The 24,383-nt window shown below is 38.3% G+C and carries 12 protein-coding genes; 10 read left to right on the plus strand and 2 right to left on the minus strand.

Annotation, left to right across the window (positions count from 1 at the left end):
* Nucleotides 1–155: 155 nt before the first annotated feature.
* From L1266_RS04080 to L1266_RS04120, 9 genes are all read left to right on the plus strand, one after another.
* Complete coding sequence (locus L1266_RS04080; protein WP_054551769.1) at nt 156–809, plus strand: OmpW/AlkL family protein; 654 nt, start codon at nt 156–158, stop codon at nt 807–809.
* A 327-nt stretch (nt 810–1,136) separates the two neighbouring features.
* Entirely contained in the window at nt 1,137–3,350 is a 2,214-nt protein-coding gene (locus L1266_RS04085) for a CapA family protein (protein ID WP_235376920.1), read from the plus strand.
* Nucleotides 3,351–3,359: 9 nt separating this feature from the next.
* The gene (locus L1266_RS04090; RefSeq protein WP_138601489.1) at nt 3,360–5,270 is read left to right on the plus strand and encodes a hypothetical protein; all 1,911 of its coding nucleotides are present in this window, start codon (nt 3,360–3,362) and stop codon (nt 5,268–5,270) included.
* Entirely contained in the window at nt 5,270–8,383 is a 3,114-nt protein-coding gene (locus L1266_RS04095) for a poly-gamma-glutamate biosynthesis protein PgsC/CapC (RefSeq protein ID WP_235376921.1), read from the plus strand. The genes L1266_RS04090 and L1266_RS04095 overlap by 1 nt, the downstream gene beginning before the upstream one ends.
* The gene (locus L1266_RS04100; protein ID WP_235376922.1) at nt 8,370–10,634 is read left to right on the plus strand and encodes a hypothetical protein; all 2,265 of its coding nucleotides are present in this window, start codon (nt 8,370–8,372) and stop codon (nt 10,632–10,634) included. Before L1266_RS04095 ends, L1266_RS04100 begins: the two co-directional genes overlap by 14 nt.
* Nucleotides 10,624–11,370: a hypothetical protein gene (locus tag L1266_RS04105; RefSeq protein ID WP_235376923.1), complete on the plus strand. Its 747-nt coding sequence runs from the start codon at nt 10,624–10,626 to the stop codon at nt 11,368–11,370. Before L1266_RS04100 ends, L1266_RS04105 begins: the two co-directional genes overlap by 11 nt.
* On the plus strand, nt 11,355–15,632 hold the full coding sequence (locus L1266_RS04110; RefSeq protein ID WP_235376924.1) for a hypothetical protein: 4,278 nt from the start codon (nt 11,355–11,357) through the stop codon (nt 15,630–15,632). The genes L1266_RS04105 and L1266_RS04110 overlap by 16 nt, the downstream gene beginning before the upstream one ends.
* Nucleotides 15,622–19,713 carry a poly-gamma-glutamate synthase PgsB gene (locus tag L1266_RS04115; protein WP_235376925.1) on the plus strand — a complete coding sequence of 1,364 codons (4,092 nt, stop codon included), beginning with the start codon at nt 15,622–15,624 and terminating at the stop codon, nt 19,711–19,713. Before L1266_RS04110 ends, L1266_RS04115 begins: the two co-directional genes overlap by 11 nt.
* Before the next feature lie 242 nt (nt 19,714–19,955).
* On the plus strand, nt 19,956–21,197 hold the full coding sequence (locus tag L1266_RS04120) for a DUF642 domain-containing protein (protein ID WP_235376926.1): 1,242 nt from the start codon (nt 19,956–19,958) through the stop codon (nt 21,195–21,197).
* 60 nt (nt 21,198–21,257) lie between these two features.
* On the opposite strand, the gene L1266_RS04125 is transcribed toward L1266_RS04120, so the two are convergent.
* Nucleotides 21,258–21,788: a thioesterase family protein gene (locus tag L1266_RS04125; protein WP_138601468.1), complete on the minus strand. Its 531-nt coding sequence runs from the start codon at nt 21,786–21,788 to the stop codon at nt 21,258–21,260.
* A gap of 110 nt (nt 21,789–21,898) precedes the next feature.
* Between L1266_RS04125 and L1266_RS04130 the strand changes: the two genes are divergently transcribed.
* Nucleotides 21,899–22,387, plus strand: a complete 489-nt coding sequence (locus L1266_RS04130) for a hypothetical protein (protein WP_054551777.1) — start codon at nt 21,899–21,901, stop codon at nt 22,385–22,387.
* A 62-nt stretch (nt 22,388–22,449) separates the two neighbouring features.
* Here the strand turns inward: L1266_RS04130 and tyrR are convergent, their stop codons facing one another.
* Complete coding sequence (gene tyrR, locus L1266_RS04135) at nt 22,450–24,006, minus strand: transcriptional regulator TyrR (protein WP_054551778.1); 1,557 nt, start codon at nt 24,004–24,006, stop codon at nt 22,450–22,452.
* Nucleotides 24,007–24,383: the final 377 nt, after the last annotated feature.

Genomic DNA, 24,383 nt, shown 5'->3' on the forward strand with positions numbered 1-24,383 from the left:
TTTTGATCTTCCCATTTAAAAACTTAATCTAAATCAAAAAATGGCTTCACTTAGTTCAAACATTTTTGAAACTTTGATCTAGAACAGGTTTTGTCCGCTGCAACTTAGTAATAATAGCCTCAACCAAATAAGACAAGTAGTTCGCGGAGAACAACATGAAAACTAAATTAAGCATTGCATTACTTACTTCACTATTAGCACTCTCTCCTGTTGCAAACGCAAACTTAAGCGTGAATGTAGGTGCAATTAATGTAAACCCTGATAACGACAGCTCAAAAATCAATGAAGCGCCAACGTTAGGACTTCGTGGCGATGACAATACCCAATTAGGTATTACGATTGATTACTCTTTTAATGACAACTGGGTTCTTGAATTAGTTGCAGCGACACCATTTAGCCATGATGTTCAAGGAACTGGTGGCTTAGCGGGCAATAAAATTGCCGATATTAAACAATTACCACCATCACTAATCGCCCAGTACCACTTCTTAGACTCAACTTATAAGTTCCGTCCTTTTGTGGGTGTAGGTATTAACTATACAACCTTCTTTGATGAGAAACCTTCTGCGGCTTTAAAAGCAACATTAGGTACTGACGATGTAGAAGTGAAACTAGATGATTCATTTGGCTTTGCAGCTCAAGCTGGTTTTAACTACATGATGAGTGAAAACTGGGGCCTACATGGCATGGTTTCACTAATCGACATCGATACAGACGCAACAGTTTATGCTGACGGCGCAAAGGCATTAACTTCAACGGTAGAAATTGACCCAGTTGTTGCTATGTTCGGTGTTAAATACAAATTCTAACTTTCATTTTGTGAAAGCCCATACGCACAAAAAGGCCATTTAATGGCCTTTTTTTTCATCTTCATTTACTCGATTACAAATTTATTCTTTAACTCTGGCATCATATTTGTTAAACCCTAGTAAACAAATTATATTTTTGAAAAAAAACATTTTTTTGAGCTAAACTTCAATTTAAGACGTATTTATTTTGCTAAATTTCAACGGACTAAGAAATATCTGAATTTTCAGAGCCAGCGGTTATTGTTCCCGATAACCAACAAAGATACAATATAGCAATAATAATATTGACCTATACAATGTAAAAAAAATGATAACTAGGCTTGCCTTTTGAAAAAGATTATCAACTATTTACTTATAATTTCATGTTTAACCTTAACAGCATGTAAAGTGAAAGACCCTGATGAAGATAAGCCGCAAGAGCAAAAGCAAGATTCCATCAGTGCTAGAGAAACTTTACTTGCTGGTAAGGCTGATTTATCCCTATCAGTGGTGGATGAGAGTAAAGCCAATTTAAGCAATGTTGTCATAAAAGTCGCAGGACAAAGCTACACATCAGATGCCAATGGCAAAGTTAACATTAGCGATTTGCCTTATGGTAACCATGCCTTAATGGTGCAACAAAACGGTTACTTTGCAAAAGCAGGGGTTATCGTTAATCAACCAAATTATGCAACTTCTCAAGTACAATTAGAAACAAAAGCTCAAAATAGTAAAAGCCTGATTTTTGCTGGAGATACTATGTTTGGACGCCGTTATTTAGATCCAAGCTTATCGACTATGGGAACAAACATCCCCGATGTTAAAAATGCACTTATTCGCCCTGAAACAGCTGGGGCAGATAGTGTTGCAATTACTGCCGATGTTGCTGAGCTATTTTTAAATGCAGACTTTGCTTCCGTTAACTTTGAATCACCAGTAACAAGCAATCCTAGTACCGTTCATCCAACAAAAGAGTTTAGCTTTTTTTCTTTACCTGATTCACTCCAAGGACTTTCAGCCATAGGCGTTGACTATTTGGGGCTCGGTAATAACCATGTGTATGACTATTTACAATCGGGTCTTGAAGACACACTTATAGAAGTAGCAAATGCGGGGTTCTTACACAGTGGTGCTGGAATAAATGACACTGACGCTCTTGCACCTGTGAATGCTAGTCTTGGGGACATTAACTTAACACTCTTTGCTGCAACCTCTATCACTGGAGATGAGCATGAATTTAATTATGTTGCAGAGCAGAGTAAAGGAGGAGCGGCAGATCTTACCAATGCAAATGCAGTAAATGATACTCTACAAGCTCTTGATACTAATAATTTTATAATTGCACAAATGCATGGCGGTGATGAATATAGTTACTCGCCAACAAGTTATATAGACGGTCGGTTCCAAGCTCTTTCTTCGCAAAATACTGATTTATTAATAGCTCATCACCCTCACGTTGCTCAGGGTTTTGCTGTTTATAATGATATTCCTGCAGTACTCGGCTTAGGTAACTTTGTGTTTGATCAACCTAGATTAGACACTCTATTAGGTGTTGCGGTGATGATTGACCTAAACGCAGACACACAAACAGTAAATCGTGCCTTTGCTTACCCTATTTACATTGAAGACTACAAGCCTCGTTTTACCACTGGCTTTTTAAGTAACTATTTAGTGCGCCGTCTAGCAGAGTTCTCAGATGACTCGGTAACGTTAATACCGCGTGACAATTATGCTGAAGTATATTTCTCTAAAGACCAAGCAACAAAGCGTACTTCACAAGTGACCGTTACACTCGATAGTAGCAGTGACATAATTGACTTACGTCAATATGCACCATCATCCGCTGCATACTTGTCTAATATTGAAGTGACTAGTGGTGAGCTTAGCAATAGTATTTTAGGCCGAGACATCATGGTATTAGGCGATTTCGAAGACTGGGATAACGACTCAGAAGCTTTTGAGGTAAGTCGCTGGGATCATACTAGTGATAGCGTTTTTCCTTGCACCGATAAACCCTACGCTGGGATTCAAGCTCTTTGCTCTAGCCGCGATGAGTTTGACAATACCCCTTCAATCATTCCTTTTAGACACACTATGCGAGTGATGGAATTGATTGACGAAAATGGAGCGCCATTATTGAGTAAAGATTTCTCATTATATGGCTACTTACAATCTGAGAATGGTGGCAAGCTAGAAAGCTTGTTAACTTATACAACCGAAATTGATGATCTTACTTTTTCGGAAAATGAAGTTGTTATCAGCAACGGAGGTGATAACTCGTGGCAAGTATTTAGCCATGATTTCAGCTTACCTTCTGACGACTTTACCCTTGGCCCAAAAAACTTACCGCCTCGTGGTATTAAGCTTCAATTTAGACAATATGCGCCAAGTAATGGCGAAGCAATAACGCGCTTAGACAATATCGCGATGATCACTTGGCAAAACCCAATCAGTCTTGAAAATAAGCAATGGCAAACCAGTAAAATGCATGGATTTGACTTTTTAAAAGTCTCTGCAAGTAATGATACGAGTATAAAGCTCACTTTCACTTTACTTGACTAAGGAGGAGCAGTGGCTGTATTTCAACAATTGTTACGATTGAGGCACCAACGTGCGTTTTGGTTAACAGTTAGCTTATTTGCGATTGTAATGTTCAGCAATTTACTGAACCTATTTCAGGCAAGTAATGCTTTTTTATACCAAGCACTTGAGCCATTAGGTCAAACACAGCAAACTAATATCGTATTAGTCAACAGTGATAATTTGAGCAATAATCACCAGCAGCTGGTAAGTAAACTTCATGATTATAAACCAAAAGCGATTATTGTCTTAGCCGATGAACCTTTGCAGCCCTTACCGATAGACAATGTATTCTATCCGTACTCAAACAAAAGCTATTGTGTCCCTCATGTAATTGCTTGGGCAACCTATCAGATTCAAATTCCTTCTCAAGAGGGTTTGAATTGCATAAGTATTTGGCAAGAAATATTTGATTATGAAAATAATCAAATAGCCTTGATTGACTTTAAGCTCGCCGTGGCCGCTTTACCAAAATTTAGTGCTCAAAGAGTGCTTAACTTTGATGTTATGAGTGAACAATTAGAAAATAAAGTCATCATTGTGGGTCAAAAAGCTTCCTCATTTAACGTGCAAATACACGCGCCAAAACTTAACGGCTTACATGACCCACTATTACTCACGGCTTACATGGCTGACAGTATTGATAAGAACACTGTAGTAACACTGCTAAAACCAACCTACTCTATTGTTATTGAATTAATTTTAGTGGTGGTTCTGCTTTTTAGCTTTCAGAAACTATCACTCTTTTACTCATTTTTCATTGCCTTCATGAGTATTTTTGTCTGGTGCACAATTGGTTATTTTTTCGTTGAATCAATGCAGATTTATATCCCAATAGGCCAGTACATTATACTTACCTTTATCACCCTTCTCTGGATCCTAGTTGTCCGCAAAGTAACAGAGGATGCAGAGCTTAATGTTGTGGTAAATAATATCCAACAAAAGATGATGGGACGCTTCATACCACAAAGCTTTATAGATCAAGCTTCGCCTTGGGACCCTATTATTCAGTTAATTAGTCAACAATTAGACTTAGAGAAATCAATTTTCCTTGCTCGCAAAGAAGATGATCACCGAGTTGTAGAAATTCGTGCAATGAATTGTAATTTAGATGACATACAAGAAATGCGCAGAGATTATCAACGAACGCCCTACAGTAATGCGTTAAAGTCATTGGGGATAGTGCAAATAACTCGACCTTTTTTTAAGCATGTTAGTGCGAATGAAATTGAATTTATGGTACCGCTTGTTTATGCCGGTGATGTACGCGGTTTCTGGGCACTTTCAGTGATCCCAAATACGCAGTTCAATCAACAAGCCTTTGAAAAGAATGTTAATAGATTTGCTGCTCAAGTCGCTGAATTGCTATTCCATTACCATATTTTTAAAGCCACTGAGAGAAAAAATAAAACTCTAATTAACCAACTACTTAACTTGAGACTGCATGAGCCTACGAGCCAGCGAGTTAAGCGCTCTATTGATGAAATGGAGCAAAAAATGACAACTTTAGAAATGGTATTCAGCCACACTCGTTCTGCTAATATTTTGTTTAACTTATTTGGCCAAGTTATTCAGACGAATGCCGCATTAGAGCAATTTGCAAAACAACATCAAATTGCTGTCTTTGAGATGACTGCATTAGATCTATTATGCCGCTGTTGCAAACTGGATACTGAGGTTGCCAAGGGCAAACTTCGTTATGTGACGTTAAACAAAGCTGAGATAAGTTTACCTGCCAAACTTAATAACCGAAACTATACGCTAAGTATTAAAGCACTGAACACCGACAGTTCGCAAACTGCCTCAGGCGAACCATTTCAAGTATCAGGTATCTTATTTGAATTTATTGATAACCATGCTGTCATAGACGAGCAAGAAGCCACTAAAGAGGACCAAAGTTAATGGACTTTGTACTCGCGCTTTTTCCTGCAGGCACAGGCTTAGGCCAGTCTGTTATTACTACCGTATGGGTAGGTACTGCGGTCGTCTGCTTGTTAAATTTGCGTTTTGGTTTCCCTCTGACGGGGCTTGTTGTACCAGGCTACCTAGTCCCTTTACTGATTATTAGCCCAACCTCAGCTGCGGTTATTATTATCGAGGCAATCGTTGTTTATGCATTAATGCGCTTTAGTGCTCATTATATGATGGAAAAGTTTGGCTATGGAGAAATGTTTGGGCGGGATCGCTTTTTCGCCATAATCTTGCTTAGTATTCTTGTGCGTGTCTGCATGGACACATTGTTTTGGCCTTTAATTGCCGCTCAGTTAAGCCAATGGGATATTACTTTTGATTATGCATCTCAGCTTTATTCTTTAGGCCTTATTATTATCGCACTAACAGCGAACGTGATGTGGAACGGAGGGTTTAAGTACGGGCTTAAAGTAACTTTCATTCAATTACTTATCACTTTCTTGCTAGTTCGTTTTGTCTTAATGCCTTTTACTAATTTTAGTATTGCTAATTTGGGCATTATGTACGAAGCCGTTGCCGCTTCAATCATCGCGGCACCAAAAGCATATATCATACTAGTCATCACTGCATTTATTGCTTCTAGAGCAAATATAAAGTACGGCTGGGAGTTCAATGGAATAATGCTACCGGCATTACTTGCACTGCAATTAACTCAGCCTTCAAAGCTTTTAACTTCTTTTATAGAAACGGCCGTTATTTTAATAATTGGTAGCTCATTGGTGCATTTTACTCGGCTAAGACATGCGAACATTGAGGGTGCCAGACTATTAATGTTCTTCTTCACTATAGGCTTTGTCTATAAGTTAATACTGAATTATGTCGTTGTTTGGTATTTTCCTACGCTCAAAGTGACAGACACATTTGCATTTGGCTACATGCTTGCAACTCTACTGGCACTAAAAATATATCAAAAGAACGCGCTTGGATTAGTAATCAGAGCAACATTTCAAACTTCGGTAATTGGCGGCATTTTCGCTATTACTGTAGGTTTCTTAGTGATGTTAGTGCCCTCTTTGCTGTCTAATCAGGATGTACATTCAGATATCGACAATCCACATGTCATCACCTTAAATCAACAAGTAAGCCAATATAAGAGCTACTTATACACAACTCGGACAGATAAAGTAACAGTCAGTAGTTATAAAGCTAATCAAGCAATTAATGATTTCAAGCATGCTGTTTACCAGTTAAATCAAGCACTTAAGAATAAGCAATCCATAGCAAAGTTTGGTTATTTATTTAGCGAGCTGGGTTTTTCGCTTGAAAGTGATGAGCAATATGTTTACTTGGTAGATACCTACGAAAGTCAGCAAAGAGGGCTATTTATTTTTAATAAAACGCCAAAGTCTCCTTTGTTGATAACTATTCCCTATCCAATTACAGAAAGTCTAGCGAGTGACTCTGCAAGCTTGATTTTTCAACATATGAATAATAAAGCAATGTTATTTGGCACTGCTAAAACGCCACAAAAGACGATTGCAACGGAAGATCAACAAAGCTTTTATTATCAAGCTTTCATTGACGCACTACAAAGTGACGAAATCTTACAAATTCGAGAAGCTAATCGCTTCACGGCAGCACTAGTTGAAAAGCCTTCTAATAAATTCGACAGCCAATATTGGATATATAACCAACTACCAACTTCAATTAGCCAAAGAGACATTCACCAATTTGTAGGCAGTGAGGCAACTTATTTTGGTGCAGCAACACAAAGCAGTTTGCCAACAGCGAATTACTCGGGCTCTATGCTTGAACTATTTTTAGATAGTGCTAACTATACTAATATTTTGGCTAACATTTATCGCGATAACTATAAGTACAATACCCCCCAAATTAGCGTTATCAATGAAGAAATAAATACTATTGTTGACGAGTTTGCTTATCAAATTAGTAAAAAAGGTAGTTTTGAGTATCAACCTCTATCAGAAAGCCAAATAGCGCTGTGGGAGTATGAAGTTTTAAAGCCACTCTATAAATTAATTACACAGATAGGTAATGCCCCACTGACAGAAGACAAGCTTAATCAGTTAAAGCAAATCAATGGCACAACCGAACTACTTAACTATCAATTGCAACTAATCAACAATAGCAGTGGTCGATATCTATTGTTAAGCCCACTTAAAAATAATGAAGCACGCTCACAAGGACAAGGGCTTTACGCTTTTAAATTGACTGCTCATGAAGCTATCACACTCAGTGTACCAAGGCCTTTATTTGAAAGTAATACGCTGAGTTTTGCAGCTGAATTATTCTCCGAGGCAAACACTGCCAATTTATTAATTGCGGGGGCTCACCCTTATGCGCACCCTAAAGCTAATGTACTTGGGGCTGATAATATTGACTCTTTATTTAATGTTATTCATCAAAGCTATTTGCGCTTTACAGCTAATCAGCCTAGTTTACACATTCAAATCCGCAGCCATAGCGCGCCGTCATGGGTACGCCCAAATGCAATTGCATTCTCAGCTACGCGCATCAGCGATGTGGCCTCGCCACTAATGAAACAAATCGACGGAAAACTGAATAACTTAGGGGTTGAATATCAAGTAGTATCAGGACAAAAATCAACGCGAGGTCTTGAAATAGGCAGCTCACCTCAATCAGGATACCAACAATTTAATAGCAATAGTGAGCTGGCAACATTATGGCTGGCATCAGACTTTAAAGAACAATTTTCAATCGACCAAAACAGCGTATTGCAACGATTATTGGCAATATCTACCAATACAAAGGTAAAAACTATAAATCTGGCTACCTTGTCGCCACTAAACTGGCAAGCAATCTCGACTAAAGAAAAGCAACGAATTCAAACTCTCGTTAAAAACTATATAGCTCATCAGCGTTTAACATCATTAAGCGGTTTCTGCGAGCAAATTAAAGATTGCTCTTTACACACCATTAAGCTGGAAAATGCAGACAAGTACGCGCTTATGATTAAGTACAATAACGATATTGTGGCAATCTACAATCCAACCAATAACCAGCTTATTGATCTGAGCTTATTTAATAGCATTATGGCTGGAGGCGCATATGTACTTAATTAAACGCCTACTTGCTATTTTAGCAATCACAATTGCTTTAGTGGCACTTTTTTATTTCTCACGAAACATAATGGTATGGATCAACTCAGCTGAACCCATTGATGCGCGTACTAGTCAAGAAACACGTTCAAATGTACAGTGGCTTAGTAGTAAAAAGCCACTACAGTTTACGTTTTCAAATCAACGTACTCACTCACTACGCATTTTATCAAATGCCGTGTTTGATCAGTCAGTTGTACTTGATCAACCGGTTAATTATGCAATTAAATACGTGCTATATGATCACGAAGGAGATGTCATTTTAGACAAGGTTTACCATCATGCATCTAAATTGGTTACAAACTCGCAAGAGCAACAAGTAAAACAAATAATTGAAAACAAACAATCATTGAACGTCGCATCTGGTCAATCTTTTTATTTACCTATTAAAGATTACCCTAATGCTGCGAGTCTCGATCTAACGCTTATCCCTGAACAAACTAACCTACAGGGTGTGGTTGTTAGGGTCCACGCTAAAACTCCTGAGCAAAGTATTGATCCGCTTAACAGCTGGCTTAAGCGTCCTTTAGAAAGACGCAGACGAGCAACTGATTACCTTACTATGGGAGAAAATACTTTAACTGATGGAGAGATTAGAAATGCGATGGCATTCTGGTGGCAAAAAATTGCACCACAGGGAATTCCTGACATAGATTTTAAATCAGACATATTGTATGAAAGTTTACCCTACAATGTAGTCACATATGACTTTAGTGAACAGCAACATGATCTAGGCTCTTATTTCACGAAACCGGGTCTTTGCGCGAGTATTCGCTTAGAGGAAACCGATAGCCTGATATTCAAAACAGACAAACAAGGGCTGCTTCCTTCGTTAATTTGGTATGACAAACTACAGTTTTCCCCTCCTTTACCTGTAAACTTTAGTGCAATAGACGAAGCTAATAGTTATCAAACTGAACCACTTAATCCGGGCTTAGTCACAATCTGCAGCGAAGATAATTTATTAACGCAATGGCGAACATTATCTGGTAATGCAATCTTAACTAGTTACTCAGGCAGTTACTTGGCTAACAGCCAATCCTCTGTAAGTTTTGATATTGAATCGCAAAGCCATTTAAATATTGAAGTTCGAGCTCTTGAGACAAGCCAACTAAATGTCACCTTGTTTGATGAAAGTAACGAGCAAATCGAGAGCTATTCTGTGACATTGAAAGGACAAGCTTCAGAGTTTGATCGTTTGATTGCCGAAAACACGCAACGTCAAGATGTTGGTATGTTAGTAACTTACTATTTACGCTCGCCAAAGAATGCAAGGCGAGTCGAAGTCAAGGCAGATAAAGATGTCTATGTTCGTCTGAAATCCCGCTTTGCTGATTTTAACTACCAAAGAACCTTAACTCACGGCTTGGTGACAGAATCACCTACAAACTTTCATGATATCGCTGCGTGGTATGAACAGCGCGCCAATAATCATTATGAACTTACATTGATGGGGCACTTTTCGAATATTCGGACTTTCACGCCACCAGCAGAGTTAGATCCACAAGTCACATACTATCAATCTAGGGAACTATTTGATCAGCTACCAATTTCAAATGTAGCACTGACACTAAGCCCCAATAAGTACTATTTACCTAAACAACCCGCTCAGGTTTTTAACTACGGTATTTATAATAAGAATAATTATACGCCGTATATTAACTCTGAAGATAACAGCCTAATTTATCGTTTAAAGGGTAATAGTGCTAAAGAAGCTAATATGGCGGATTTATCTGTTTCACAACTACAGCAAATCCAAGACAGTTCTCGCTCAATGTATCAAAATTGGTATGGTAATCGGCCTTGGGTTAAACAACGCCTGTACCAACTAAATAAAAAGACTCCTCTAACACTCAGATTTGATAAGTATCAGCGCCCTATTAGTCTTGTTTTCAAAGTTGCTAAATCAAATAATAAGGCTCCCGTTGAACTTAGTGTCAAACAAAGAGCAAAATACAAGTCAGGACTCACAAGCGAATACAGTATTAAAAAGCAAAAATATCAGCTTTATCCATCTGAACTAATTAATGCTTTTTTGATTCACCCAAAGAATAGCCGACTGAATAGCTATCCAAGTGTCACGCACTTAGTATCAAGTGATATAGATACTTTACACTCAATAACAATCGAGTCATCAGAAACAATCTGGCTATCTATTCTCGATGAATACCCTGCTCAAGAGCAAAAAGTAAGGTGGTGGAATAATGAAAATTAATGCTATGTTACTGGTTTTTTGCACTTTTATGGCGGCATGCAGTGCCGAGGAAACTAGCTTGCATGATTTAACAGAAGATTTTCATGCTTGGCTATTAAAACCGAACACTGAACTAACACACTTCAATTACAAGGATGGTGTTTTTAAAGCAAAAAAAACAATTACCTCCGGTGGCGAGATTCATTATAAGAAGACTGGTAATAACTGTATTGCTTATGCACCTCATCGCTATTTTGATAAACACACGCTAAAAATAGCCAAGGCAGTGTTTGCTGAATGTCAGGTGTTACTCACAAATTCAAAACATAGAAATACCCTTGATCAAAGTAATAATAAACTCGATTTTGGCAAATACAAAGTTAGTAGTGCGAATGCATTTATTCTTGCCTATGCTAAGACTGTAGAGTCTTTTTCTATTTATCAGGTACATGGGTTTGCAAAGGAAAAGCGAAAAACTTTACAAGGGCGTAATGCAGATATCATTGTTAGCAATGGCTCTAAAACACCGTCAAAAGCAACTGTAAAAATATCTGAATGTTTAAATAATCAAGTAGGCTCTAATGTTATGCTATTTGGTAGTGATGTTTTTGAGCTCGGAGGGACAAAAAATATACTTACCGACATGGCGCCTGTTAATAGCCAGTTTTTTCATATCGAGTTAAGCCGTCAAATGCGTGAGCGTTTAATAACTAATAGCCAACTTTTAAAGCAGTTTAGCCAATGCCTTATATCATAATAGCCTTAGTCACTTTTACATTATTCAGCATCAACATGGTGTATGCTGCTAAGCCTGAGCATGCGGTTCTTGAGCCCCCTATTTGGTTACAAACCACGCCAAAACTGGCCCCTTTAACGTCTACTCAAGAGTTGCAATTTGATGCCAAGCAGCATCAGTATTTATGGCTACCAGAAGGCCATTGGCTTGAGATAAATCCCGATTTATTAAATCAATTTATTATCAGCGCCGGAAACACACAATACATTCAGCAGCGTTTACAAGTTCATCGGGATCTACTTTGTAATTCGAAACGATGCCAGCTTCCGGCAACAGGCCATAATCGTATAATTGCCATTCAGAATCACCTTGACGAAAGCGCTAGCTTTAGGGCTCTTGTCGGTCACTATCAAGCAAAAAGAGATAGTTTTCGACGTGCACTCAAGCTAGCAAAACCATCTGTTTTATTGACCACACAGCAAGGCAATGAGCGTTATTATCAACTGCAAAAAGATGAAGAAGTTACGCTGTTTTTTCCTGCAGCAAAAAAATTAAAGCTATCTGTTAGGCAGAATATGCAACTTCCTGATCGAAACGGTGTTGTGTACGCCTATGTTGATAACGTTTTAACAGCAAAAGTGAATACGATTAATAGTCTCGCTGTTGAATATTCAGATAAGAATGTTGGTTTAGTTAACTCAGATTATTTGGCTATCGACGCAGGCCAATACCTAACCATTAAAAGCGCAACAAATTCACTGGTTAAAATAGAGCAAAGCCACCGCGCAATTTATGATGATGGTGCAGCCGCAAAAGAACAAGAAAAGCAACTAATGCCATATTGGCTAAATACTGCCAATGATCATTTAAAATCAATTTACCAAGAGCACTCGTTGGGGCCGTTAAGTAACACTGTTTTTTCTGAAAATGACCCACTTAACGTAAAGCGATACTATAATTTGCTTTCGATGATGAGCATCGATTCACAACTTGTTGGCAGCTATCGAAACCAATTGCCTGTAGAAAGTAAAAGTGAAACCATCACCGAGCTTGCTGAGCTGCGTTTAGTCGACCATCATTTTTACCCTCGTATCAATCATCAGACTAGACACTTAACAGCTCTGTCTCAATCTGCACAAGTGTTTGACTTAACGGTAAAAGAACGAGCTACGCCTTGGCTTACCCTAATTGCAAAAAGTAACAATGACACACAATTAAAATTCACCGCAGGTGAGCAAAGCTGGCTAGTTAACCTGAAAGCGACAGAACACTTTCAAACATTAACACTCTCTGTGCCTTTAAAAGAAAAATCACTTTCTATACAAGCACTTAAAAACACAGCGGAACATATTGATTTTGCACTATACGCAAGAAGTCTAGCTAATATCCCCATGGATGAAGTACTCTACCAGCAGCCGAACAAGTTAAGTGCAAAGAGCCCTACCACAGAGCTGATAATTAAAAACTACTTGCACAAGCAGCATGCGGACTATTTAGCATCAATTGAACCTTATACACCCGCACAGCAGCAATTAAACATAACAGATTGGGAACAGCTGCTAATGACTGCTAATGATTTAGCAGAATCTGCGCCATTGGATGCCCTTCGCTTTTTGAAAAAGCTAAGCCAGCATAGTAACCATCAAGTTGCGGAAAAAGCATGGCAAGCAAGAATTGATATTTTGAGGCAGCAAAAACAATTCCATTTAGCAAATAGCTATCTAGAAGGTTTATACAAAAGTGCAAAACAGGCTCAATTGCAGCATTTTGCAAGTTTAGAGTTGATTAAAATTTACCAAGAGCAGCATCAAGACTACAAACTATTTGCCTTGTGCGCTGGTAATTTATCGTCAATTTCCAATTGTAGAAAAATCTTGATCAGGCTTGCTGTTAAACAGCAGAAAAATCGTTTAGCGACGTGGCTAGCTCATCAGTCTGATCAGCAAAACATCGCAGAACCAAGTTTCGCAGCACTAAATTTTCAAAGTTTGGCTTCAAATACTAAACAAAATGACCCTTTATACCACTTAGTAACAGCAGAGCAAGCTGGACTTATTGATGGACAAGGCAAAATACAAAATACCGTGCTAAGTGATAAGAAACCGTGGAAATTTACTGCTACGCACCCTATTCATTTAGCGATCAAAGCTCGGGTAGCTGCGAAACAAAATGGTGAATATCAAACGGCTTGGCTAAAAGCCGATAGCCAATATCAGCATAAATTGATGCCAATTTTTAGTGATATTCCAGCAAATATTCAGTTTATAGATAATCAGCAACTAGCATCTATATCGGCAACCTTAATTATAAGCTTGCAAGTCGGAGAAACTCTGACTTTGAGCGCTGATCATATGACATATCTTGATGTAAGCCTGCTCCCTAATGATTTAGTTTCTCAATTTGACTACCAGTCTGATGCTGCCAATAACCTGACTGCAATAGACTTTATGTCATTAGTTTATTCACCTACCGCATCACAGTATGACTTATTAATTAATGGCTTATACCAATTAAGCAAAAGGCGTTTAAACGACAATCAATACACTCAGCTACTGCAACGTCTAGAGACCTTACCAGCAACAGCTAGATCGACCTTCATTAAGAATAGAATTGAAAGTTTTGGTCAGTGGCAACCTATTGAAAGCATGCTAGATTATGCTGGAACTCGACTATTTAAAATGCAAGCTCCTGCACAAAGTAGCTTTGCTGATCGTTTTACCTTGCTTAACACCCAGTCTGCGTCAGAGCAAGGGTTACAGTTACGACCATTCCATACTTTGCATATTGATCTAGCTCAAACTGCTGGACAACAAATCCGTTTTAAATTTCACTTCTCTACTGCAGAGTTAGCACGAGACAATGTCGCAAATGTTTCACTTCGCCTAGCTAATGAACTGAAAACCTGGTCAGTTTCACAACAACAAAGTGTGCCATTTACTTTTACTAAGCAAGAGCTCGATAACAACATAATCAGTATTAGATGGCTCAACCCTTACCTATCGCAATACTTAACAATAGAAGCAGAACAATATCTAGCCGGAAAATGGCAGCACTTAGAGCTACCAACCAAGTTATTATTCTACACGGTAATACCGGACACACCGCTAATAGCAACTTTATCGGCCGACAGGCTGATCAAGTTGGAAGAAATCGACGAACAAAGACGAACAGAACGTCGCTTTTTTCATCCTGCAGGAAAAATCGAAGTTAAAGCTGAAAAATTGGAATATGTCCGCCTATACAGTTGGCAGTTAAGCGAGCATAACAATAAAATTTCTGCTTACTCGCAGACTAAAGCTGCCCTGCCAGAGTTGATCACCTATCAAGCGCCTGAAAAAGTAGAAATCGTTAAGGAGCAAACAGAACTACACGCAGATGAACTCAACTGGCAAGTTTTTGCTCGTTATGATCAACAGCAAATTTTTCAAAGCGCTGAAGATATTCCCACCCGCGAAGAAACTGATATTGGCGCTAGAATTCGGATAAATGATGATAATCAATGGTATCAGTTAGAGGGATATTACTCATTCAGTGATACGCAAACTGATATTATTAATTTAAATGGATATTACTCTTGGGAGGATGAAACAACGCCTTGGTATATTGATAGCCAAATTAATAGTCGCTGGCAAATGAGCCGAGAGCAATTTGATAGTCAATACGCGATTGATGCCAGCATTAGTATTGGCCAAATATGGCGACAAGACTCAGTGCATCGCCATCAATGGCAAATAACTCCTTATGTTCGCTACAGCAGCGCTGATTTAGCTGACTACCTCGCTGATGATAAGCTTAACTCAGGTATTTTTAATTTTTACAGAGAAAATCATTCATCTGGTTGGTTAGGGCTCTACCAATATAGATATCAACCCTGGGTCGATAACTACCTTAATTTTGGTGTTTCTTCCGGTTCTAATGATGATTGGAGCAGCTTGGATTATTTACGTTTTAACTCTAGTTGGAATCAATATTATGAAGGCCATATTTTCCAGGTGGGGCTAGATAGTTATTACCGCTTCGCTGATGAACATCGTGCTACTGCCACATGGCAATATATCTCTCGCTTTGCATGGCAAAAGCAGATTGACTTAGGGGGCTTCTCACAAGGCTGGCTTAAAGTAAGCTGGCAACAAGATTGGGTTTGGAATAACCACAATATTAGTGTTGAGTTTTCATCTGGCAATAACTTGCATACGGGCTTTGCTCCCTATGCACACGATGAAATTATTTTTCCAACACTTCAACTTAACCATTTGTTAGAGCTGAGTGACTATGAGCAGTAAAGTTTTAAAAGAGCGCCTTGAGTCTCTACTATTTGCCGATATAGCCAATTTTTGGTTAGACCTTTATCGCCAAAAGTATAAGCAACTCGTTAACGAATTAAGTGAGTGGGAGCTCATAAAGAACCAGCCAGATGATAATGACGAAGATGATTGGTTGTTACTTCAAGCTATTGCTTTTTTAACTCACAAAATTGATAAGCTGCAAAACCAATTAACCAAACTTGATGGCGATCATCGTCGCTTTGTTGAGCGTTTGAGTCATGCGGAATTAAAAGCCGAGAGGCAATTTCATATCCTTGATTATGCAAAAACATTAGGGGCAAGTGAGTTGCAACTGCAAAAGGATCAAGATGCTTTTCAGCGTTGGTTTGATGAAGGGGCAATGATTAATCGTTACCAAGATAAAACCTCTGAACTTGAGCAATCATTAAAGTTTTTGATAGGAAAGCTCGGTGATTTAACAAACCGTTATTTACGTAATCACCAAAATGACATGGCTCAGTCATGGTCAAGGCTCGATTTAGAAGGCTTCTTTTTAAACCTACTAGAAAAAACAGACAATGAAGCAACACGAAACTCATTATTTAGAGCGTTAGCTAATCAGGTAAATTTGCTTAATGAATATGTCGAAGATCCTGAGTTTAATGCAGATTTAGTTGAAAACTTACTACAGTCATTAGAGAAGCCAACAACACCACACGCAGCAAAAGTCGATATTTTAGAAATACTAATTAATCTTAGACCCACTTTTACTCGCTACTTTATGCGCTCTCATATTGATCTGGACGTTGATAAAAACGGCAAAGTAGATCGCCAGCAGTTATTTTTAATTACTTCATTTGCCAAAATCATCAGCAAACAGTTTTCCTTAAATGAGGCAAACCGTAAACTGATTTTTTTACTTGCTAAACATGCTTACCCTCGTGTTCGTCAAAGTGTTATAGAGCAATGTTCCGTTTTGCCTTGGTCATGTGTAACCGATTTACTCAATGAGCGAATGCAACTTGAAAACAGCCCAGCTGTAAGACTAACATTAATTAAACAGTTATCAGACCCGCGCTTTAGTGAACAGCAATTAGGCTTTAAGTTATGGCAACAACTCCTTGAGGAAACTGATAACTTTGCAGAACAACGTCTATTACTTGAACTCACTCCGAGGATCATGTTTAACCTTCAAGTTGATAATGATAATCATGACTACACTCAAGATATATTTAAAGCGTTTATAAATGTATTAAACCGACAACTTGAAGAAAAAACTAACCTTGCAGTAAAACGTATTATTAGCCGTGTTCGAGAGCAGTTAGTCAGTTTTATGCATCAGCAACAAGTTGCACAATTAGAGGTGAGCTTAAGTTCAGACACATCCATTGACTGTAAAGAAGTAGATGAAGATTTGCTTGGCCGACTACTAAGTAAACAAGCTCAGCATTATGAAGCGTTCAATGTTAACCTAAAGAAAAAGTCATGGCAGGTGCAATTGGGTTATAAGCGTGGCTTTAGAATCTGGCGCTTATGGCATGAATTTAAAAACCCTAGTACCGGAAAAAGACAAAGCTATAACCATTTACAGGCCAGAAAGCCTAGTGCATTTATGCATGTACCAAGTTGCACTGTCGCAGAGATAAGCCAAACAGAAGTACCCGGTGAGCCTCGTTTTGATGAGCATCAATTTAGCTCACGACCACACTTGCCATTACTTGATTTCTTATTAAGTACCTTGTCTCAAGATAATTTAAAAGCGCCAGCTAAATCCTATACACCTGATGGCATTTTGATAGTTTCACCACCAACAAGTTTATTTAAGCGTTTATATGCATACTGTTGGATTTCATTGAACTACGAAAAATTGAATGAGTTACGAAATGGTACTGAAGTAGAACAACAACACTACCTAGAAAACATTCGCAGTAAGGGCTTTACGCTAGACTTCCAACCATATGGAATGTTGTTTGATGTAGCGTTTCCTGTCGAATCAGGTATTGCTAACCTTTATAAAAAGCTCGCAATTACACCCTTTATTTTTAACATTGGGTCAAGCTTTAAAGAGTATGCGTATTCAATTTACCAAAACAGCATTGGTCAGCTAATATTTTTTGTCATTAGCTTTATCGCTTACTTTTGGGCGAGGCATATAAAAATAAGCCGTCAGATTCAATCTGACAGAGCACTTATTCCTGTATCGATTGGCGGCTGGGGAACACGTGGGAAATCCGGAACAGAACGCCTTAAAGCGGCCCTTTTTAGCAGCTTAAGTCTAAAAGTAGTAAGTAAAACAACGGGCTGTGAGGCTACGATGATTTATGCAAGGGCAAGTGGTGAGCAGTTTGAAATCCCCTTATTTCGTCCATTCGATAAAGCCAGTATTTGGGAGCAAGGAGATGTTTTGCACTTTGCTAAGAATGTAAAAGCAGACGTATTTTTGTGGGAATGTATGGGGCTCACACCACGTTATGTGCGTATTCTTCGCAACTGGATGAAAGACAATTTCTCAACCATAACAAATGCCTACCCAGACCATGAAGATATACTCGGTCCGACAGGTATCGATGTTGCAAACGAAACCAGTCACTTTATTGGCGAGAATAGCTTAGTATTTACCAGCGAACAAAATATGGCTCCTATTTTAGACGTCAATGCCAAGCAGAAGAACTCAAGTTTGATCCAGGTGCATTGGGCCGATGGCTTGCAAATTACAGACGATATACGTTCTTTATACCCATACCAAGAACATCCAGCTAATATTGCGCTAGTTTGTAAAATGGCACAGCATATTGGCTTAAGTAAAGACTATGTTTACAAAGAAACATCGGCCAGAATCATTCCCGATATTGGTGTTTTACAACATTTTGAAAAAGCTAAAGTGGGTAAAGTAGAACAATCATTTATTAATAGCATGTCAGCAAATGAACGTTTAGCAACGTTAGAGAATTGGCAACGGTTAGGGATCTATGATTTAAATGACAACCCCAAAAAACAGGTTATTGCTTTAATCAATAACCGAAATGACCGTGTGGCTCGCTCAAAAGTGTTTGCAGATATTTTAAGTCACGATTTGCGTTTCGATAAAATAGTTGTAATTGGTACAAACGTTGATGGGTTTTATAGCTACTTTATTAACGCACTCATTGAGCGATTAGATAAAATTATTGCTAATAATGATCTAGAAGAATTTAATAAACTTTTATCTCAGTTCAACTTTTTAACTGAAGAACAATTAATTGCTCGTTTGAGCGACGCATACGATCTAACTCTTGCTAATAAGCTCATAAAATTAAACGGCGACTCGCTTAAGAAATCTAATATTAACGCTCTTTTGAAAGATGCTACCGGGAACTCAAATGAGGCCGAAGCATCGGCTATTTTACAAAATCTATTTGTTTATCAACAACGTCAAACATTAGAATTGCTTAAGCAAGATATCGTTAACAATAGCGAAAAGCTAAAAGAGGTTATTGTAAATACAATAAAATCTAACGTTGTGTTACATGAAAACAGTAGTTTATCTGCTGATGAACTAACGCGGTCAATTGCCCAATTAGGGTTAGTAAATAACCATCAAGTTATTGTTGGTATGCAAAACATTAAAGGCGCTGGCTTGAACTATGTTTACGCTTGGCATCAGTGGCAGCGAATAAACCATACTCTTGAACATCTATTTGACCAACAATGTACAGCTAAGGAGTTCAGAACAGCACTAACAAACCTCAACATGATTGTTTCCTTTAATAGGTTAGAAGTGGCCACATTAAAACAACATTTGAGCACATTGAAAAAAATGCACTTGGCGCAGAATGAGTTCTGCCAAGCAGAAATCACTAATCTACTTGAAAAACTTGAGGCATATAGTTCTGAAGATAACGTTGAGAAGCAGCAAGCATTGCCTATTCAATATTTAAATCAAGTGGTTGAGTCATTTCTTGATGCAGGAGCAGCTGTTAAACGTAAGAAAAGAGCAAATCAAATTTATAAAGATATAGCTGATCAGCGAATTACCTTAGAAAAGGCGATAAAAATATTAGGCAAATTAAGCCGCAATCAAAAATCAGGCTGGTTTGCTAACAAATCTAAACCCAATTAACTTTTAACCTAGCATAAAAACGCAAGGTAATCCAAAAGGATTGTTTTGCGTTTTTTATTATTTTCCCATCGAAAAATCAGAATTTTCCTACAAACTAAATTCTTATTAAAAATCAAATAATTAATATAAAAAATTAAAAAAGTATAAATTTAGATCTATTCCCTATTTGATAAACACCAGCAAAAAGCAGTAAAATGATACTATTAAATATTAATTTTATGTTAACAACTTCGGAGACTGTCATGAAAAGCTTAGTTTCTAAATTAGCAGTGTTACCTTTAGCTATCGCATCTGGTATGGCAATGGCAAGCACAAACCTAGTTGAAAACGGGTCATTTGAAAATAACACTGTAACTGGCCATGGTGGACAATGGCAGTTATTCAGTAATATCGATAACTGGAGCCGTAGTAACAATGCTAAATTTGAGTTACAAACTAATAAATTAGGTATTGTTCCAGCTCAAGATGGTAATCAACTTCTTGAACTAGACTCAACTGCAAACTATTTAATTTCACAGAGCGTAGCTACTTCAGCGGGTAAAAAGTACGAACTTACTTTTTATTACTCTGCGCGTGTTGAAGGTAATGCGACAACAAACGCTGCCAAAGTTTTATGGAATGGTAATGAATTAGCGACCATTAATAGCAGCACAAAAGGCTGGACTAAATATAGCTTTACTGTAGAAGCAAACGATACTAGTTCAGTATTGAGCTTTGCTGGTGCTGGTAAATCAGACTCTTTAGGCGCATTTCTTGATAATGTTTCTCTAACAGAAATTCCAGAACCTTGTGCAGTTGAAACAGGTCTATATGGTATTAATAACTTCGGTTCAGAAACTGAGGGCTATGTTTATCATTTCAACCCAGTTTCAAGCTCTGTCACTATTGTTGCAGGCCTAAATAACACAGCTTCAAATATTGCAAGTAAAGACGGTGTGCTTTATTTCATGGAGCAACTAGATAAGAGCAGCAAAGCATCTAAAATTTACAGCTTAGATTTAGCAACTAACCAACAAGCGGAAGTAGTTGATGCGACTTCATTCCCTATTTACCGCTCAACAGTCACCGCTGATGGTCTTGCTCTTCGTGCAACAAGTAAGACATATATGTACGACTTTGATTTAGAAACAGGTGATAAGACAGTTCTTGGTAAACTATCTTACCCTGGTGATACTTTCTCAGATGGTGATATTGCTTACTCAAATGACTTTAACGTACTTTACGTGTTAACAGGTAAAGCACTTTATACGCTAGATGAAGGTAGCTTAGAATTGACACTTGTTGGTGAGCATGGTGTAAATTGGGCATCAGGTATTGCGATTGCAGATGATGGTACAATTTATGTTTCAGGCCGCGAAAGTGGTGAAAATGCTAAAATCTACTCACTTGACCAAAACACTGCAGAAGCAACGTTTGTAATGGATGGTCCTTCGCATGTTAATGACTTAACATTTGTTAGTGAAGCAGTTTGCGCTGCAGAGTAAACTGTGTTTAAAACCATAAAAATGCCAGCTTAGCTGGCATTTTTTTATTTATCTTGGGTATCACTTATTTGTGAGTTTCTTTTGCTCTAACATTTCTTTCCAGTGCATTACTTCTGTTGGCAAGATAGGAGCTACACCTTCAAACCCAGCAACTTCAAGCATTTCTTCAACGCTCACAACACCTTTCTTACGTTTAAATACCCCTCGTACATAGGCAATCGCATGCAATCCACGCTCAGAGTGAAACTTTTGTTCGATGTAAAAGTATTTATGGTCCCAGCCAACTAAACGCGTACTAACAGTGTATTTTTGCATTGGTTTAATATCGCGAATATAGGTAATTGCAGTCGCATTAACGATCGGGAACCAACGACGTTTCATAATATGTTGAAGCAACCCTACTCTTTCTGTCATCCAAGTGCGCGCCAAATCCATCATTGCTAAATAACGGGAATTAGTCAGGTGCAAGTTAATATCGCAATCAGTCGGCAGTGCTCTGAATTCAATATCTATCGTGTCGAGTAAACCTTGATAGTCACGATTACGTTTGATTTTAAAAAACAATAATATTAGTCGAAAATATAGATTCACAATAAAAGGTCTAACCAGTTGATAATTCACAAAGTGTATCACAGCATATTGCTAAGGCGAATATTCTGCTCTAATCTGTGCATATATTATTATAAAAACAGATAAGCCTAATGAAACTATTCAGTTTGGTAACTCTATTTTCTGCAAGTTTATTTACCGGCTCAGCATATGCTGACTTCAACTTTCCAGGTAACGGTACTTTAAAATACCCAACGGGTGTGGAAAAAGATTTTAAATTTGGTTTTGCTTGGCAACAAACTGCCGAAAAATTCACTATTGGTGATAAAAGCTATGACATGTCTTTGCCTGAGTCATACTCCGTTGCGATTACACTGAGTAAAGACGAACAACAAGTTTGGGTACAAGAGTTTAATAATGGCTTTATTGAAGGCTTCAATTGGCAAATAGCAGATCACTCCTTAAAACTTGAAAAGCGCAAATTTAGCGACTCAGTCAAAGGCGATTATGTTATAAGCCTAGATAACCGAGATTACTTTTTTGCTCGCAATAACATAAGTATTGTTATCAAATTTGACAATGACGGTATCAAAAATATTGCCATTGATGGTGTCACCAAGGATATGGGTACCAAACAGTAGCAAAAAGCTTGGCTTTTCACTCAAGCTTTTTGCTTAATTAACGATTATTGTGGGGGTTACTTTTAAACCTTCACTGTCTTACGGTTAATGCCATAATCTCGAAGTTTGTTTGCCACTGCGGTGTGGCTCAAACCTAATCGCTTAGCAAGCTGTCGAGAGCTAGGATAAGCCGGATAGAGCTTACGAAGTAAGGTCGCTTCAAAGCGTTTTACCGCTTGATCTAAAGTTCCTTCAAAGTCAGACTCAAGATAACCTAAATCATGAGTAAAGGTTGGTAACTGCAAATGTTCAATACGCAGTTCGTTATCATCTAACAACGACACCGCACGGTAAATCGCATTTTCTAATTGGCGTACGTTACCCGGCCACGGATAATCTTGTAAAAAGCGTAAACAATCTTCAGACATCACAGGCACAGAATGACCATTTTGTTGGGCATACTTTTGAATAAAGTGTTCTGCTAACGGGCCAATATCAGCTTTTCTGTCACGTAATGGCGCAATTTCTAAGGTCAAAACATTAATCCGGTAATAAAGATCTTCTCTAAATGTCCCCTCTTGCACCATGGCCGGTAAGTCTTTTTGCGTTGCAGCAACAATACGTACATTCACTTTTACTTCGTTTTCATCACCGACTTTGCGAAATGTGCCATCTTGTAAAAATCGCAGCAACTTAGTTTGCAATTGAGTCGACATTTCACCAACTTCATCTAAAAACACTGTACCACCATCGGCTTGCTCCAAAACGCCACGTTTTGGTGCCGCGTTTTCTTCATAGCCCGCATAACCAAATAACTCTGACTCAGCCACGTCATCAGGTAACGATGCACACGATAAGGCAATAAAGGGTTTTACTGAACGGTTAGATGCATAATGACAAGCCCGTGCAAGTAGTTCTTTACCGGTCCCCGTTTCACCAGTTATCAAAATTGGCGCTTCAAGCTGTGCCATTTTGCGAGCTTCACGAACAACACGACGCATTGCAGTGCTAAAATTATGGATTGTCGCAAAACTTTCTTGGCCATATCGACGAAAGGCACTCACTTGCTGACCAAGTCGACTTTGCGATTTAATGTTAATAACGGCGCCCGCTAACACATCCCCTTCAGCACCTTGTGGAACTGAAATAGGAAGAATATCAGCAATAAAATCTTCGCCAGCAACTTCTACACGCGTTGTTTGACCAAGTACTTCTTTACCCTCTAACCAGCGAGTAAAGTTAAAGCCTTTCAGCAAGTTATTAATATTAGCGCCTATAACTTCACTTTCAGATAGCTGTAAATCGCGACAAGCTGCATCATTGCATAATCGCACCCAGCCTTTAGCATCAATAGATATAACACCATCAGGCAATGCTCGCAGTAATGTATTTAACTCATTATGCTCTCGCTCAGAAGGTAGAAATGCAGTTGTGCGAACATCCATCACGCCGTCAATTAAGCGAATAGAAGGCATGATCTTTTGGAATTGCTCAAATTCAATAGGAGGAAAACTGACATACATACGACAATTAACCGAATCTACTTCAATACCTTTTAAGTCAACCTGATAACTTACTAAGATATTGAGAATCTCTTGTGCGATACCGATTCGGTCAGCACAGTGGATATCTAAACGCATTACATCCTCAAAAAACGGGAACCTATAGTATGAGAATAATACGCTAACTACTAGCGGCTGAATAGTCTATTGTAAACAATTTTGGACAATTTAAAGTACTTGCTCAGCTATCCAGATGCCAAAAGATCCGCTTTCATTGCAATGAATTACACCTACCCAAACAAAAATAACTCATCACATAAACTTAAAATGAATTGCTAAGTATTACTGACAAGTATCAAGTAATCTTAAATTAGTTGTATTTGGTAAGGTTAAGTTAACGCAACAAATGGTGTACCTACCGCAAGATCTTCCCCTGACCAAGAGGTCTATGTATACTGTAGCGCACTTGTAGCTAGGATAAGGGTGTGTCCTATACCCTTAAGTTCATAACTTGA

This window comes from Pseudoalteromonas sp. Cn5-37 (assembly GCF_021532495.1).
GTDB classification, from domain to species: Bacteria; Pseudomonadota; Gammaproteobacteria; order Enterobacterales; family Alteromonadaceae; genus Pseudoalteromonas; species Pseudoalteromonas simplex.

Coding starts and splice junctions, on each gene's coding strand:
- L1266_RS04080 (WP_054551769.1), top strand. CDS start 156: ATGAAAACTAAATTAAGCATTGCATTACTTACTTCACTATTAGCACTC.
- L1266_RS04130 (WP_054551777.1), top strand. CDS start 21,899: ATGAAACTATTCAGTTTGGTAACTCTATTTTCTGCAAGTTTATTTACC.
- L1266_RS04115 (WP_235376925.1), top strand. CDS start 15,622: ATGAGCAGTAAAGTTTTAAAAGAGCGCCTTGAGTCTCTACTATTTGCC.
- L1266_RS04110 (WP_235376924.1), top strand. CDS start 11,355: ATGCCTTATATCATAATAGCCTTAGTCACTTTTACATTATTCAGCATC.
- L1266_RS04100 (WP_235376922.1), top strand. CDS start 8,370: ATGTACTTAATTAAACGCCTACTTGCTATTTTAGCAATCACAATTGCT.
- L1266_RS04120 (WP_235376926.1), top strand. CDS start 19,956: ATGAAAAGCTTAGTTTCTAAATTAGCAGTGTTACCTTTAGCTATCGCA.
- L1266_RS04105 (WP_235376923.1), top strand. CDS start 10,624: ATGAAAATTAATGCTATGTTACTGGTTTTTTGCACTTTTATGGCGGCA.
- L1266_RS04095 (WP_235376921.1), top strand. CDS start 5,270: ATGGACTTTGTACTCGCGCTTTTTCCTGCAGGCACAGGCTTAGGCCAG.
- tyrR (WP_054551778.1), bottom strand. CDS start 24,006: ATGCGTTTAGATATCCACTGTGCTGACCGAATCGGTATCGCACAAGAG.